This is a genomic window from Sphingomonas sp. GC_Shp_6, from assembly GCF_026540835.1.
Lineage (GTDB): Bacteria > Pseudomonadota > Alphaproteobacteria > Sphingomonadales > Sphingomonadaceae > Sphingomonas.
In genome coordinates this window covers 1-14,813 of sequence record NZ_JALNUO010000032.1, presented here as the reverse complement: position 1 = coordinate 14,813, position 14,813 = coordinate 1, and the positions used below count along the sequence as shown (strand labels likewise).

Annotated in this window: 16 protein-coding genes and 1 tRNA gene; 11 read left to right on the top strand and 6 right to left on the bottom strand. The window is 67.1% G+C overall.

Going from position 1 to position 14,813, the window contains the following annotated elements:
* The 6 genes from OXQ95_RS18345 to OXQ95_RS18320 all read left to right on the top strand — a co-directional run.
* Window positions 1-310, top strand: a 310-nt coding sequence (locus OXQ95_RS18345; RefSeq protein ID WP_276589193.1) for a transketolase C-terminal domain-containing protein, incomplete at its 5' end; no start/stop codon positions are given.
* Window positions 311-350: 40 nt separating this feature from the next.
* Window positions 351-1,061: a TlyA family RNA methyltransferase gene (locus tag OXQ95_RS18340; protein WP_267382382.1), complete on the top strand. Its 711-nt coding sequence runs from the start codon at window positions 351-353 to the stop codon at window positions 1,059-1,061.
* Between the two features lie 89 nt (window positions 1,062-1,150).
* Complete coding sequence (locus OXQ95_RS18335; RefSeq protein WP_267382354.1) at window positions 1,151-1,702, top strand: TspO/MBR family protein; 552 nt, start codon at window positions 1,151-1,153, stop codon at window positions 1,700-1,702.
* A gap of 22 nt (window positions 1,703-1,724) precedes the next feature.
* Entirely contained in the window at window positions 1,725-1,985 is a 261-nt protein-coding gene (locus tag OXQ95_RS18330; protein WP_242098820.1) for an accessory factor UbiK family protein, read from the top strand.
* 90 nt (window positions 1,986-2,075) lie between these two features.
* Complete coding sequence (locus OXQ95_RS18325; protein WP_242098830.1) at window positions 2,076-2,579, top strand: YbjN domain-containing protein; 504 nt, start codon at window positions 2,076-2,078, stop codon at window positions 2,577-2,579.
* Window positions 2,579-3,376: a pyrroline-5-carboxylate reductase gene (locus OXQ95_RS18320; protein WP_267382356.1), complete on the top strand. Its 798-nt coding sequence runs from the start codon at window positions 2,579-2,581 to the stop codon at window positions 3,374-3,376. Before OXQ95_RS18325 ends, OXQ95_RS18320 begins: the two co-directional genes overlap by 1 nt.
* 3 nt (window positions 3,377-3,379) lie before the next feature.
* Here the strand turns inward: OXQ95_RS18320 and OXQ95_RS18315 are convergent, their stop codons facing one another.
* The gene (locus OXQ95_RS18315) at window positions 3,380-3,874 is read right to left on the bottom strand and encodes a helix-turn-helix domain-containing protein (RefSeq protein ID WP_242098824.1); all 495 of its coding nucleotides are present in this window, start codon (window positions 3,872-3,874) and stop codon (window positions 3,380-3,382) included.
* A 61-nt stretch (window positions 3,875-3,935) separates the two neighbouring features.
* Here OXQ95_RS18315 and OXQ95_RS18310 point away from each other — a divergent pair, with 61 nt between their 5' ends.
* Window positions 3,936-5,036 carry a branched-chain amino acid aminotransferase gene (locus OXQ95_RS18310; RefSeq protein WP_267382358.1) on the top strand — a complete coding sequence of 367 codons (1,101 nt, stop codon included), beginning with the start codon at window positions 3,936-3,938 and terminating at the stop codon, window positions 5,034-5,036.
* A gap of 42 nt (window positions 5,037-5,078) precedes the next feature.
* A tRNA-Gln gene (locus OXQ95_RS18305) sits at window positions 5,079-5,153 on the top strand.
* A gap of 48 nt (window positions 5,154-5,201) precedes the next feature.
* Here OXQ95_RS18305 and OXQ95_RS18300 read toward each other — a convergent pair.
* The 3 genes from OXQ95_RS18300 to OXQ95_RS18290 all read right to left on the bottom strand — a co-directional run bounded on the left by OXQ95_RS18300 (window position 5,202) and on the right by OXQ95_RS18290 (window position 9,983).
* A complete protein-coding gene (locus OXQ95_RS18300) occupies window positions 5,202-6,428 on the bottom strand; it encodes a histidine-type phosphatase (RefSeq protein ID WP_267382359.1) in 1,227 nt (408 codons plus the stop codon).
* 10 nt (window positions 6,429-6,438) lie between these two features.
* The gene (locus OXQ95_RS18295; protein ID WP_267382361.1) at window positions 6,439-9,060 is read right to left on the bottom strand and encodes a TonB-dependent receptor; all 2,622 of its coding nucleotides are present in this window, start codon (window positions 9,058-9,060) and stop codon (window positions 6,439-6,441) included.
* A 248-nt stretch (window positions 9,061-9,308) separates the two neighbouring features.
* Complete coding sequence (locus OXQ95_RS18290) at window positions 9,309-9,983, bottom strand: TetR/AcrR family transcriptional regulator (RefSeq protein WP_267383038.1); 675 nt, start codon at window positions 9,981-9,983, stop codon at window positions 9,309-9,311.
* A gap of 128 nt (window positions 9,984-10,111) precedes the next feature.
* On the opposite strand from OXQ95_RS18290, the gene OXQ95_RS18285 reads away from it, so the two are divergent.
* The 3 genes from OXQ95_RS18285 (at window position 10,112) to OXQ95_RS18275 (ending at window position 13,704) form a co-directional block, all read left to right on the top strand.
* Window positions 10,112-10,462: a cytochrome P450 gene (locus OXQ95_RS18285; protein WP_267382363.1), complete on the top strand. Its 351-nt coding sequence runs from the start codon at window positions 10,112-10,114 to the stop codon at window positions 10,460-10,462.
* A gap of 32 nt (window positions 10,463-10,494) precedes the next feature.
* On the top strand, window positions 10,495-13,317 hold the full coding sequence (locus OXQ95_RS18280; protein WP_267382365.1) for a cytochrome P450: 2,823 nt from the start codon (window positions 10,495-10,497) through the stop codon (window positions 13,315-13,317).
* A 210-nt stretch (window positions 13,318-13,527) separates the two neighbouring features.
* The gene (locus OXQ95_RS18275; protein WP_267382367.1) at window positions 13,528-13,704 is read left to right on the top strand and encodes a hypothetical protein; all 177 of its coding nucleotides are present in this window, start codon (window positions 13,528-13,530) and stop codon (window positions 13,702-13,704) included.
* 44 nt (window positions 13,705-13,748) lie between these two features.
* On the opposite strand, the gene OXQ95_RS18270 is transcribed toward OXQ95_RS18275, so the two are convergent.
* A complete protein-coding gene (locus tag OXQ95_RS18270; protein WP_267382369.1) occupies window positions 13,749-13,910 on the bottom strand; it encodes a hypothetical protein in 162 nt (53 codons plus the stop codon).
* 32 nt (window positions 13,911-13,942) lie between these two features.
* Window positions 13,943-14,122: a hypothetical protein gene (locus tag OXQ95_RS18265; RefSeq protein WP_267382370.1), complete on the bottom strand. Its 180-nt coding sequence runs from the start codon at window positions 14,120-14,122 to the stop codon at window positions 13,943-13,945.
* Window positions 14,123-14,813 lie beyond the last annotated feature (691 nt).

Here is a 14,813-nt window from a genome sequence, read left to right as displayed (position 1 = left end):
CCTGCGCTTCGCCAAGCCGCTCGACATCGAGCTGATCCGCCGTCTGCTGACCAGCCACGAGGTGGCGCTGACGATCGAGGAGAATGCGATCGGCGGCTTCGGCGCGCATGTGCTGACGCTCGCCTCGGACGAGGGGCTGATCGACGCCGGGCTGAAGCTGCGGACGCTGCGCCTGCCCGACGCCTTCCAGGACCAGGACGCGCCCGACAAGCAATATGCCCAGGCCGGCCTCGACGCCGACGCCATCGTCGCCACCGTCCTCAAGGCCCTGCGCCACAATTCGGGTGCGATGGCAGGCGCGCGCGCCTGAGCGGGGACCGGTGAGCGGAGGCAAGCAGCGCGCGGACCAGATGCTCGTCGATCGCGGGCTGGTCGAATCGCGGGCGCGGGCACAGGCGCTCATCATGGCCGGGCTGGTGTTCGCCGGCACGCGCAAGATCGACAAGCCGGGGCAGGCGCTCGCGCCCGACACGATGCTCGACGTGAAGGGCCGCGATCATCCCTGGGTGTCGCGCGGCGGGATCAAGCTGGCGCACGGCCTCGCGCATTTTGGATGGAGCGTGCCGGGCGCGGTCGCGATCGACGTGGGGTCGTCGACCGGCGGCTTCACCGACGTGCTGCTCCAGGGCGGCGCGGCGCGCGTCTATGCGGTGGACAGCGGCACCAACCAGCTCGCCTGGTCGCTCCGCCAGGATCCGCGCGTGATCGTCCACGAACAGACCAGCGCCCGCATCCTGACCGCGGCGCATATCCCCGAGCCGGTCGACCTGATCGTGTGCGACGCCAGCTTCATCGGCCTCGCCAAGGTGCTCGAACGGCCATTGACGTTCGCGGGCCCCGGCGCGCGCCTGATGGCGCTCGTCAAGCCGCAGTTCGAGGCGGGGCGCGGCGAAGTGGGGAAGGGCGGCGTGGTGCGCGATCCGGACGTGCACGCGCGCGTCTGCGCCGAGGTGGCCGACTGGATCGCTGGCCAGGGCTGGGCAGTCGCCGGCACCACGCCCAGTCCCATCACCGGGCCGGAAGGCAATGTCGAATTCCTGATCGCCGCCGTCCGGGAATGAACCACCGGCGGAACGATCCGCTGCAACCCGAGGTTTACCTCAGCGCACCGACACGGCAATAGCCGGCCGGGCACAATCGAGGAGTGGCTGTGGGCGGGATCGCATCGAAGAACCAGTTGCGCATGTCGTTCCTGCGCTGGGCGCTGGTCACGGTGCCATTGGTGCTGCTGCTGGGCTTCGCTTCGGGGCGATCGGTGCCGGCCGGCGATCAGAATGGCTGGTACGTCGCGCTCGTCAAGCCCGCGCTGACGCCGCCGGGATGGGTGTTTCCCGTCGCGTGGAGCCTGCTCTACATCATGATCGGCGTGGCGCTCGCGGTGGTGCTCAACGCCCGGGGCGCGCGGTCGCGGGGCCTCGCCGTCGCGCTGTTCGCGGTGCAATTGGCGCTCAACCTGGCGTGGACGCCGGTGTTCTTCGGCGCGCACCGGATCGGCCTGGCGCTCGCGCTCCTCGCCGTCCTGCTGGTGACGGCGATCGCGACGACGTTGGTCTTCGGCCGGATCCGTCCGCTCGCGGCGTGGCTGATGCTGCCCTATCTGATCTGGGTGAGCTTTGCCGGCATGCTGACGCTCGGCATCCAGCGGCTGAACCCCGACGCACAGGCCCTTGTGCCGGGCGCGCATACGTCCCAGATGCTGTGACGAACCTATAAGAAGGCTTGGCATGCAGTCCGAAAACCGGATCTTCGACGATTTCGTGAAATTGTTCAACGGCGCGGCGGGCACGCTCGCCGGTGTCGGCCGCGAGGCGGAATCGGGCGCCCGTGCACGGGCGCGCGAGTGGATCGGCGGCCTCGACTTCGTGTCGCGCGACGAATTCGACACGGTGAAGGCAATGGCGATCGCTGCGCGCGACGAGGCAGATGCACTGCGCGCCCGGCTCGACGCGCTCGAGGCCCGGCCACAAGAGGCCCCCTCTGCCTGAGTTTTCGACAATTTTCGACCTATTCCCGCGGGGCGCACCGTCCGATGTATTGCATCGGGCGGCGATATCGCGTGGATTGGGCGCGTGATGATGCTCGATCGCCCCGATCAGGAGCCCGACGACTCCGCCCCCATCGACATGCTCGAAAGCTATTATGCCGCGCATGGCTGGGATCACGAGCGCCATGACGACGAGATCGTCGCGACGGTAAAGGGAAGCTGGACCGAGTATGAGCTCCGCGCGCTGTGGCGCGAGGACGACAGCGTGCTCCAGTTCCTCGCCTTTCCCGACATCAAGGTGCCCGACGAGCGTCGCACGGCGGTCTACGAAGCGATCGGCCTGGTCAACGAGCAGCTCTGGGTCGGCCATTTCGAACTCTGGTCGTCGAGCGGCATTCTTCTCTACCGCCATGCGACGATGGTCGATGGCGAGGAGGAAGGCACGATGTCGCTGGCTGCGGCCGAACTGCTGGTCGAATCGGCGATCGACGAGTGCGAGCGTTTCTACCCGGTGTTCCAGTTCGTGCTGTGGGGCGGCAAGACTCCCAAGGAGGCGCTCGCCGCCGCGCTGATCGATACCCAGGGCGAGGCGTGATGGTATCCGGAATGGCACCGGTCTGGATGATCGGTTGCGGCAATATGGGCGGCGCGATGCTGCGCCGCTGGGTCGCCGCCGGGCTCGATCCGCAGTCGGTGACGGTGGTGACGCGCGGCACGGCGGACGTGCCCAATGGCGTCCGCGCGCTGCACGCGCTGCCGGCGGACGAGACGCCGGCGGTGCTGGTGCTCGCGATGAAGCCGCAACAGCTCGATGCCGTCGCCCCCATGCTCCGGGGCGTGACTCCGGCGATCCTCGTCTCGATCCTGGCCGGCGTGGAGGTCGCGGCACTCGGCCGGCGTTTCGCGGCGGGCGCGATCGTGCGCGCGATGCCGAATCTGCCCGTCGCGATCGGCAAGGGCGTCACCGCGCTGTACACGCCGAGCGCCGACGTCGCGGTTCGCGGCGTGGCCCAGGCGCTCGCCACGCCGCTGGGGCTGGTCGAATGGGTCGATGCGGAGGCGCGGTTCGATGCGGTCACCGCGCTTGCCGGTTGCGGGCCGGGCTTCGTGTTCCGCTTCGCCGATGCGCTGGCGCGGGCGGGGGAGGCGCTGGGCCTGCCCGCCGACCAGGCCGCGCGCCTCGCGCTCGCCACGCTGGATGGCGCGGGAACGATGGCCATGGCCGCCGATGCGCCGCCCTCGACGCTGGCGGACCGAGTCGCCAGCCCGGGGGGCTCGACGCGCGAGGGACTGAACGTGCTCGATCGCAACGATGCGCTGGTCGCGCTGTTGACCGAGACGCTGGCGGCCTCCGCGCGCCGCAACGCCGAGATGGCCGCCGCCGCGCGCTGAGCGTCAGCCCTGCGCGTGCAGCATGGCTATGCGCGCGCGCTCCTCGTCGGGCATCAGCCCCTCGAGCACCGCCCAGAAGCCGCCCACCGCCGCTTGGCCGGCTTCGGCATAGGCCTTGGAGAGCCGCGTACGCAGCGCATCGAACAGCTCGGTCTCGAGCGCTTGGCCGCTCTCGGTCAGCCGCAGCAGCCGCTGACGGCGGTCGCGCTCGCCCGGTCGGGTCTCGACCATGCCGCGCTCGGCGAGCTCGTTCAGCACGCGGCCGAGCGATTGTTTGGTGATGGCGAGCACTTGAAGCAGATCGCTCACCGTCATGTCGGGCTTGCGCGCGATCCAGTAGAGCGCGCGGTGGTGCGCGCGGCCAAGCCCTTGTTTTGCCAAGCCTTGGTCGATCGCGCGGGTCAGATGGCTGTTGCCAAAATACAGCAACTCCATGCCGCGGCGCAGCTCGGGCTCGCGCAGGAAAAGGGGAGATGCGGACTGGGGTGCGGCAGCCATGTTGACCGGTCTAGCGCCGCGCCCTAGTCAACCGCAACCCGCCAACCGAAGAGTTTTTGCCATGCCGGCCGAATCCCGCCTCGCTTTTGCCGTCACGCCCAACGCCGCGCCGGTCGCGGCGAACGCGCGGAGCGAACGGCTGGTCGATCCGGGCTTCGGCCGCGTCTTCACCGATCACATGGCGGTCGTGCGGTTCAGCGACGAAAAGGGCTGGCACGATGCGCGGATCACCGCGCGCGCGCCGCTGACGATCGATCCCGCGTCTTCGGTGCTGCATTATGCGCAGGAGATCTTCGAGGGCATGAAGGCCTATCGGCTGGAGGATGGTGGCACCGCGCTGTTCCGCCCGACCGCCAATGCCCGCCGCTTCCAGGATTCCGCGCGGCGGCTGGCGATGCCCGAGCTGCCCGAGGCGATTTTCATGGAATCGATCGAGCGGCTGGTCGCGATCGATCGCGAATGGATCCCGCAAAGCGATGGCGGCGCGCTCTATCTGCGCCCGTTCATGTTCGCCTCCGAGGTGTTCCTCGGCGTGAAGCCGGCCTCCGAATATCTCTACATGGTGATCGCCTCGTCGGTGGGCGCCTATTTCAAGGGCGGCGCGCCGGCGGTGTCGATCTGGGTGAGCCAGGATTATTCGCGTGCGGCGCGCGGCGGCACGGGCGCGGCAAAATGCGGCGGCAATTATGCGGCCAGCCTGGTCGCCCAGGCGGAGGCGATCCGCCAGGGCTGCGATCAGGTGGTGTTCCTCGACGCGGTGGAGCGCCGCTATGTCGAGGAACTGGGTGGCATGAACGTCTTCTTCGTCTTCGACGACGGCAGCCTCGCGACCCCGGCGCTGACGGGCACGATCCTGCCCGGCATCACGCGCGATTCGCTGCTGAGGCTCGCGCGCGACCAAGGGCTTACGGTGCGCGAGCAGCCCTATGCGATCGACCAGTGGCGGGCGGATGCGGCGAGCGGCCGGCTGGTCGAGGCGTTCGCCTGCGGCACGGCGGCGGTCGTCACCCCGATCGGCCGCGTCGCCAGTCCGGAGGGCAGCTTCACGATCGGCGATGGCGGCCCGGGCGCCACGACGATGCGCCTGCGCGAGGCGCTGGTCGCGATCCAGCGCGGCCAGGCGCCCGACGCGCATGGCTGGTTGCACCGTCTCGCCGGATAGGGGTTTCAGTTCACGGCGGGGCGGCTATAAGCGCGCCTCCGTTGGGGCGTCGCCAAGTGGTAAGGCAGCGGCTTTTGGTGCCGCCATTCGCAGGTTCGAATCCTGCCGCCCCAGCCAAGCAAACATATGCCGGCCGGATCCGGCGCACCCGCGTTTCGGGGGCGCTTATCGGGACGCAGTGAGTGCGCTCAAGACTTGCGCCATCGGGCAGCCGAGCGCCGCGTCCGCGATGCAGGGCGTGGGCGAAGCGGCGCGGTCATAGATGTTGCTGCGGTTCAGGCCTGTGAGGTTGCGGATCTGGTCGAGCGTCGGGGCCCGGTAGCGGATGCGGATCCGGTGCTGTCCCGTGCGATCCGTCAGGCGCTCCAGGACGATCGCGCCGCCTGGGGCGGGATCGTCGGTCGCGAAGCCGGGGACGGACCAGTGGAGGTCGAACAGCGCGGCAAGGCTCGCGACATTGGTATCGTGGCCCGAGATGGCGACGATCGCGGGCGCGCCGGGCGCATCGCTGCGCAGCGCGTCGGCGATCAGCGGTGCCAGCCCGGCGCTGTTCCGCGCGGCGAGATAGGCGGGCCGGGCGAGCAACCGAAATTCCAAAGCGTGGAGGGCGGAAGCGCGCGTGATGTCGGCCGGCGTCGCCCGACCCCAGCCGACCTCCGCCATCGGCTTGCCATCGGCATATTCCAGCAGGAGGATCTGCGCGGCGGTCGAGCCACGGTCGAGCGCGCCCTTCAATTTGGGACGGCTGGTGGCTGTCGCGGGGACGATCGCGGTCGGGGTCGTGGCGATGCCGCAACCGGTCTTCGCCGCGCCGCACAGGATGGCGTCGATCCGCTCCAGGATCGGCTTCACGCCCGCTTCGACGCCGGCAAGCCCCGCCGGCCCCACCGCGTCGCGCACGGCGGCGGCGGCGAGGGCGGGGTCGATCGGCGTGCCCCCTTCGCCCACCGGGGAAAAGCGCGCGTCGGGCACGTCCTGCGGCGCGTGTGCGATCGGCTGGGTGCAGGCGGGCGTCAGCGCCGTGACATAGGCGGCCGCGGTCGCGATCGTCCGCTCGTCGCTGTCGGCGATCACGCGCACTTGCCCCGCGCGCGGGCATCCGGTGGCGGGCAGCAGGCGCGCCGCGACGAAGGCCGAACGGTCATAGTCGCCTGCCAGCGCGATCGCCGCCGCGCCGTGCGGCGTGAGATAGCCCGGCTCGACCGGCCATGCCGGCCACGGATCGGCGGCCGTACCTGTGGGCAGCGGCACCGCCTTGGTGGGCGGCCGGACGCCGTGGCGCATCACCACCACGACCCGGTCTACCGTCCAGCCTTTGGGCAGTGCGGGCGACTGCGCATGGGCGAGGGAAGCGCCGGTCAGGCCGAGCGCGAGAGCGGCAAGCGTCTTCATCATCCGATTCCTAGAAATGGAGCTGCGCGCCCCAGCGGAAGCTGTAGTCATAGCGTTCGCGCTCGACCAGTTGCGCCTTGGTGCCGATGTAGCGCCGCCAGGGTGCGTCGGTGATGTTCAGCGCCTGGCCGAAAAAGGTCAGTTGCGGCGTGACCTGATAGCTGACGTTCGCGTCGAGCTGGCCGTTCCTGTCGGTATATTGGTCCTGCGCGGCACTCGCGCCGAGCGTGTCGAGATAGGGCGAGCGATAGGAATAGGCGACGCGTAGCGCGAGGCCGTATTTCTCGTAGAAGATCTGCGCCGAGCCGACGTCGCTCGATTGCAGGAACAGCGGGATGCGGCCCGTGCGCGGGGTGGCACCGGGGATCGTGCCTTCGCCATGCCCCGCGATATGCGCATAGTTGACTGATACGCCAAAGCCGTCGAGCGCGCCGGGCAGGAAGGTCGCACGCACCGTCGCATTCGCTTCCACGCCCTTGATATAGGCGACGTCGAGGTTGCGCGGCTGCACGACGTCGATCGCGGTATAGGCCGTGCCGGCATAGGTGCCCGATGCCGCGATCTGCGTGCCGGTGTAGATCGGATTGTCGATCTTTTTGTAGAACAGCCCTACCGACAACAGCCCTTGGCCGGGCAGATAATATTCCGCCGCGGCATCCAGGTTGACCGCTTTGTAGGGCGTGAGATCGGGGTTGCCGAGCGTGACGGTCGGGCGCGGCGAGGTTGTGGTATCGACCGACTGATAGGGCGACAGGTCCGGATAGTTCGGCCGGCCCAGCGACGTGGTCACTGCGGCGCGGAACACCAGATCGCGGCCCGCGTCATAGCGTGCGTTCAGCCCGGGGAAAATGTCGGTATAATCCTTGGCACCGAACGCGTTATAGGCCTCGTCAAGCGCTGATGTCGCAGCGATCAGCTTGGCCTTGGTCCGGTCGCGCGTGTGTTCGACACGCACGCCGGGCAGCAGGGTTAGGCCGCCGAACTTCAGCGTCGCGCTCGCATAGCCCGCAGCGATCGCCTCGTTCACGTCGTAATCGTTGGCAAGGCTGTTGGCGCGCGAGTTTGCCACGTTCAGCGTGACGGTGCCGGGATTGGCGGCGAGGAACGCCTGCGCGGTATCGTAGCCGATGCGCGGCCCGAACGCGTAACGCCCGTCATAGAAGGTCGTGTCGCCGAGATAGGAGACGTTCGCCAGCGTGAAGGTGCGGCCGGCAGTCAGGCCATAGGTCTGATAGTCGCGCGCATTGGTCTTCTCGCGCGCGAGATATTTCGCGCCGAACTTCAGCGTCGAATCGGTGCCGAGCGGGATCGGCAGCGTCAGGTCGGCGCGGCCCTGCCACAGCGTCTCGACTGCGAGACGCACGTCATAGGTCACGCTGTTGAAGCCATAGGCCGTTTGATTCTGGCCGGGTTGCACCGTGGGGATGAAATCATAGGGCGTGCCGGACACGTCGTAATTGACCGTCAGCGCGGTGCCGCTTGTGCGGAAATTATATTCCGAACGCAGCGGGTCGCGCTTCTGCGCCCGCGTCCAGCCGCCCGCCAGATCGAGATGCGCGGTGCCGAGGTCGAAGCCGCCGCCGCCCTGCACCGACTTGGTGTTGTCGTCCTCCTCGCGCCGGCGCACGCGCACGCTGCCGCGGCCGGTGAAGATGCCCGTGGTCGCGGTCTGGTTGCGAAAAGCCGACTGGTTGTCGATAATGAACTGGTCGCGCGTCTCGTTGTCGTCGTAGCGCGAGAAGGTGCCGCGCAGGAACAGCTTGGTGCGGTCGCTCGCATGCCAATCGAGGTTCAGCACCGCGCCCTCGCGAATCCGGGTCAGGTTATAGTCGCGCAGGCCGGCGCTGTCGGGCACGACATAGTTCTGGTTGGCCCCGGTGTTCGCCGCCGGCACGCGGTAGTTGGTCGAGCCCTGAAAATTCTCCGACTCGATCGGGCGCTGCGAATAGTTGAGCGAGAGCACCGCGCCGAACTGGCGGTTGGCGCCGAATTGCCCGCCGATCTGGGCATCGGCTTCATAGGGGTGGCCGCCATTGATGTGGTAGGCGCCATATTCGCCCCGCGCGTCCGCGAAGAAGGGCGTGTTGCGGTCGAAGGCGGTCAGCGTGCGGATGTTGACCTCGCCGCCGATGGCGTTCGCGTCCTGGTCCGCGGTCAGCGACTTGGTGACGATCACCGAACCGATCAGCGCCGAGGGAATGTCGTCGAGCTTGACCTGTCGGCCGTCGGGCTCCGGCGCGGGCAGCGTCAGTCCGTTCAGGACCACGTTGACGAGGTTTGGATTGACGCCGCGGATGATGACGTAGCGGCCTTCGCCCTGATCGTTTGCGACCGACAGGCCGGGGAGGCGGCGGACGGCCTCGGCCACATTCTGGTCAGGCAATTTGCCGACATCGTTGGCGTAGAGCGCTTCCACGAAATTGTTTGCCTGCCGCTTCGCCTCGATCGCCTTGCGCTCGCCGGCCGCGGTGCCGGTGACGACGATGTCGGGCATGACGTCTGCGTCCGCGTCGCGAAGCGTGTCGGTCGGCACGTCGGATGCGGCGGCCGCGCCGACCTGGGCGTGGGCCGCGGTGGCGTTCGACACGATCGAAATGCCCGCCAGCAGGGCGGCTTGTAACCTGTGCGACATCGATGATCCCCCGATAATGCGCGGAGGCCTAGGGCGCGTCCGCGTAGGCAGGATGACGGAGCGATGACGTGGCCGTTACAACTATGGCGATCGTGCGATAGCGGTGATCGCGTCCATTCCGTCTGAGCTGGATCGCTCGGGCGCATGGCGAGCATTCGCAGGATTGTGCTCCGGTCCGGTGCTCCGCCCCGTCGATCAGCGCAATCGCGTGGTCCAAGCCGCGGACGAACGCAGCACGCCCAGCCGCCTCAATTCTTCCGCGCGATCATGACGCCGCCCAGGAAAATGGTGACCGCCCGACGGATGAGCCTGTGTAAATCGGCCTCATCCGGGGGCGGCGACAAGCCGAGCGCCGCTTCGCGCAGGGCGTCGCTCACGACCATGGACACCAACATCATCGCCGTTGCTTCGGCATCGTCGATCGCCATCTGCCCGGCCGACGCATAGGCCGCAAGTTGATCGGCGAGCGGCCCGATCCCGTACGCCTTGATCGCTGCGTTATAGATGCGTGCCGTATCGGGAAACTGCGCGCCCTCGCTTATGAAGAGCCGATAGGATGTTATCCCTTCGTCCGAAAAGGCGAGCCGGCAGAACGCCTTCAGATATCCCGTCAGCCATGCTTCGGCCGGCGCGTCGGGGTCGGGTGCGCCGGCGACGGCGGCGAGATCTCCGGCGACGGAGCGCATCACCGCGAGCAGCAGCATCTCCTTGGATGCCACGTGGCGATAGACGGTCTTCTTCGACATCATCGCGGTCGCCGCGATCCGCCCCACATTGGCCTTGGCGAAACCATGCCTGCTGAACTCCGCCCGAGCACATTCGAGCAGGCGTTCCGGAAGCCGGTTGACGGGAAGCGCTTCGTCCATTGTCGATGAGGTACGCCGATCGGCATGAAGGGCAAACGAAAACCAGCGGGTTTCCATTGCGGCGCGACGCCCTATATTCGGCGTCAGGACCAAAGGATGGACGATCGACGCAAGCTGCCGGCTCCTGGCGCAGCGCTCGCGGGATCGGTGTCGCGTACCGGCACCGCAGCCCGACAGCCGGGCTCATGCGCAACTGCCGGGACATCCATCGCGAACTGGAGTTGCTGACCATGGCCACCATTCCGCAGCCCAAGGGCTATCCCCTGATCGGCAATATGGCCGAGATCGATCCCAACGCGCCCGTACAAAGCCTGATGCGCATGGCGCGTGCGCACGGCTCGCTGTTCCGTTTCGATGCGCTGGGACAGGGCATCGTCGTGGTGAGCAGTCAGGCTCTCGTCGATGAGCTGTGCGATGAGACGCGCTTTCAGAAGGCGCTTCACCGGCCATTGCAGGAGGCGCGTTATGTCGCGGGGGACGGGCTGTTCACCGCCTATGACGAAGAGCCCAACTGGGGAAGGCGCACCGCCTGCTGATGCCGGCCTTCGGGCCCCTGGGGCTCCGCGCGATGTTCGACCGGATGGTCGACATCGCCGAACAGATGATGGTTCGGTGGGAGCGGTTCGGCGAAAACGCTACCATCGATGTCGCCGACAATATGACGCGATTGACGCTCGATACGATCGCGCTGTGCGCCTTCGATTATCGCTTCAACAGCTTATACCAGAACGAAATGCACCCCTTCGTCGCGGCGATGGTGGGTGGGCTAGACGAAACCGGACGACGGGCGCGGCTGCCTGCCGGCGCGGGCAAGCTAATGCTGCTTCGCAACCGCCGGTTCGAAGCTGATATCAAGGTGTTACGCGATGTTTCGAATCGTTTGATCGAGGAGCGCCTTCAAGACCCGCGCCTCGGCGAACGCGGCGATCTCCTCGACCGTATGCTGACCGCGAAGGACTCCGAAACGGGGTTGACGCTCAGTCGGGAGAATGTCGGCTATCAGATGATCACGTTTCTGGTCGCCGGCCACGAGACCACCAGCGGCATGCTCAGCTTCGCCACCTGGCTGCTCCTCACCCATCCGGAAGCGCTCGCCAAGGCAAGCGCGCATGTCGACGCGGTGCTGGGGGGCGAGGCGCCCACGATCGACGATATCGGGCGGCTGACCTATCTGGAGCAGGTCCTGCAAGAGAGCTTGCGGCTCTGGCCCACCGCGCCCGCCTTTGCCGTCCATGCGCGCGAGACGACGACGATCGGCGGCCGCTACGAGGTCACGCCCGACGACCAGTTGCTGATCCTGACGCCGATCCTGCACAGGGATCCGGCCGTGTGGGAAGAACCGGAGGCGTTTCGCCCCGAACGGTTCGATCGTGAAGCCGCCGCAAAACTGCCACCGAACGCCTGGAAGCCCTTTGGCAATGGTCAGCGTTCGTGCATCGGACGCGGCTTCGCCATGCAGGAGGCCGTCCTCGTCCTGGCGCTCATGCTGCAGCGTTTTGAGATCGGTCTGGCCGACCGCGACTACAAGCTGCTGGTGAAAGAGACGCTGACGCTGAAGCCGGCGAACCTGCATATCCATGCCCGCCGGCGGGATCTGCCGGCGAGGCAGCGGCGCAGCCAGGCGCCCAGCGCGCCGACGCGCCCGCTCCGCGCCCCGATTGACGCTGACGTCGGCGAAAACGGGCCGTTGCTGGTTCTTTATGGCAGCAATAGCGGCACCAGCGAGGCGCTCGCGCAGCGGATCGGCGCCGACGCCGCGGCCCAGGACTATGCGCCGACGGTGGCCGCGCTGGACGACTATGCTGGCGGTCTCACCGATGGCGTCCCCCTGATCGTCGTCACCGCCTCTTACGAAGGGCGTCCGCCCGACAATGCGGCGCGTTTCGTCGCGGCGGTGGAAAATCTGCCCCAAGGCGCGCTGGCAGACCGGCGTTATGCGGTATTCGGCTGTGGTAACCGCCAATGGGCCCGCACCTGGCAGGCGATCCCGAAGCGCGTCGATGCGGCGCTCGCCAAGGCTGGGGGCCAGGCGATCCTGCCGCGCGGGGAAGGCGACGCCGCCGGCGATTTGTTCGGCGCCTTCGAAAGCTGGTATGCCGATCTCTGGTCCGCGCTTGCGGCAACCGAGGGGCGCGAGGCGGCGACCCAAGCCGAGCCCCGGCTCGACGTGGAAGTGCGGCGCGGGACGCGCGAACGTGCGCTCAAGCTGGACGAGCTGAAACGCGGTAAGGTCGTGGTCAACCGCGAACTGGTCGATTTGCGCAAGCCCAAAGCCCGGTCGAAACGGCACATCGAGGTCGCGCTGCCCGAGGGCATGACCTACCGCGCCGGCGACTATCTCGCTGTACTACCGAGCAATCCGCCGGAGACAGTGCGGCGTGCGCTGGCTCGGTTCAACCTCGATCCGGACGCAGAACTGATCGTTCACGGCGCGCCCGGCGTGCCATCGGCCCTGCCGGTGGACCGTCCCGTCGCGGCCGAGACGCTGCTCAGTGACTATGTGGAACTCCAGCAGCCGGCAACACGCGGGCAGGTCGCGGCACTCGCCACCCTCATTCCTTGCCCGCCGGAGCGCAAGGAGGTGGAACGGCTGGCGCAAGAGGACGCCCATTCAACCGAGATCTTGGCACGCCGGGTGACGCTGCTCGACCTGCTCGAGCGCTTCACGTCGGCCGACATGGCCTTGGGCGCATTCATCGCCGCGCTTCCGTCGATGCGGGCCCGCCAATATTCCATCGCTTCCTCACCGGGTGTCGATCCCGCACGGTGTGCGCTGACGGTGTCCGTGCTCGAGGCGCCCGCGCTTGGGGCCGATCATCTCCATCAGGGCGTCGCCTCCACCTTTCTCGCGCGGTTGCGGGAAGGCGATACACTGGGGATCGCGGTGCGGCGGAGCCAGGCCGGGTTCTATTTGCCGACCGATCCGCTCACGCCCGTGATCATGGTCTGCGCCGGCAGCGGCATCGCCCCATTCCGCGGCTTTCTCCAGGAACGGGCCGTGATCCAGGCGGATGGCGAGCGACTGGGCCCTGCGCTGCTCTTCTTCGGTGTGCGCGATCCGGAGGTCGACTTCCTCTACCGGGACGAACTCGAGCACTGGCACGAGACCGGGGTGGTCAGCTTGCGGATGGCATTTTCGTCGACCCCCGACGATGGCATCGCGTATGTCCAGGACGCCATCTGGCGGGATCGAGCGGAGGTTGCCGCCTTGTTCCGCAAGGATGCGCGCGTGCTGCTTTGCGGCGATGGCGAGCGTATGGCGCCGGCGGTTCGCGACACCTTTGTTCGCATCTACGAAGCTGAAACGAAAGCAGATCATGCCGAGGCACTCGCATGGGCCGAGCAGATCGAGCAGGAGGGCGTGCGCTATGTGGCCGACATCTACGCTTGAGCCGTCCGCGGCGGCGGCCGAGGGATGGATCGATGGTGGCACAATTACGTAGCCGCCTCGCCTCCGAACATCAGCGCCCGGCAGGCCGGGAATGCCCCAGCCTTTGGCGGAGCGCTGCGCATTGATGACAGGGGCGGTGGGATCCCACTCGAAGTAGAGGTGATAGCCCTTACCCGTGTTGCCCCGCCGCGTTGTGGGCAAGGCGCTGTCATGACCGGCTTCAAATCTCGCCGGATCATCGACATCAGGATCCGAGAACTGGCGGAAACGGGGCGCGTCGGCGTCGGGGCGGGCGGGCGCGTTTGGCATTACCGAGGCTCAGGTGGCGGCCATTTTGTCCGGCGAGAACGATCGGGCCTGACCGCTGGCGGCATCAAGGTGTCCTAAGCGGGTTTTCGATGTTCCTGCTCACGACCCGTCTGCGTCGCCTTTCACTCCGCTCCAGATGCCGTTACGTCAGTTTTTTCATCATCGTGGTGGACCTGCGGGCCGCCTGCCGCGTCATCCATGGGAACCTGCTCAGGCGGGATAATTTGCTCTGCGTCGATCGCGGCCGGATCGATTTGCGGTTCTGGCTTGGCGTCATCGGTCATCGCGGCATCCCCTGGTCGGATTGATCTTCGGATCAGGCGAAATCGCCAAGTTGCGCAGCCGCTTCCTCGTCGCCGGGCTCTTCTTCGTCGGCGGGCTGCTCGACTGCATCTCCCTGTTCGCCCTCAGCATTGATGGCGCCCGTAAGCTCGCCATCGGCGGCGAGAGCGCCCTGATCGTTCGCAGTGTCTGAGAGGTTATCCTTGTCCGTCATCACCAGCTCCTGTGGTCGATACGTTACAAACGCCCCGCGATCGATTAAGGGCGCGGGCATTCACGCCACATATGGATGCTGTTCATGAACCCATTCACAGCGTGAGCGCAGCTTAGCGCCGATAGCCATCGTCGTACCCTCGGTCATGATGATGCCGATGATGATGGTCACCCCAGTGGCCGGGATGGTCGCGGCATGCCGCCAAGCTCGTTGCAGCGACTGCAAGTGCAGCGACGAGAGCTATAGGTTTCAGACGCATACCAAATTTCCTTCGTGTCATGTGCTGGATCATACAGTCACCGCGCCCGTTCGTTCCGCGTGCTGTAACCAAGCGCTACATGACCCCTGCCGTCCAACCGAATAACCGGCGTCTGATGGAGCACGGCAACTTCGCATGATCTACGTAGCGGCACGCGACTAGCGAGGCGCATACTGCAGGACCAGGTGGCGTAGGATGACGGCTGCGATTGCGCGTGCGGCGGTCGCCGTCGGCGCAGATGCGCCGGGCATGATGCACCTTAGTTCTGGGTTAACGCTGTTGCGTGCCGACAAGGATCTCGGCATCCAACTCCGAAGGGAGAGGATCGATGCTGCAAAACTTGTTCGATCGATTCGCGGCCACCGAGCAGGACCACGCACGGGCCGCTTATTGGGCAGACTTCGCGCTTGGGCGCTTTGGTGCCGATGCGCC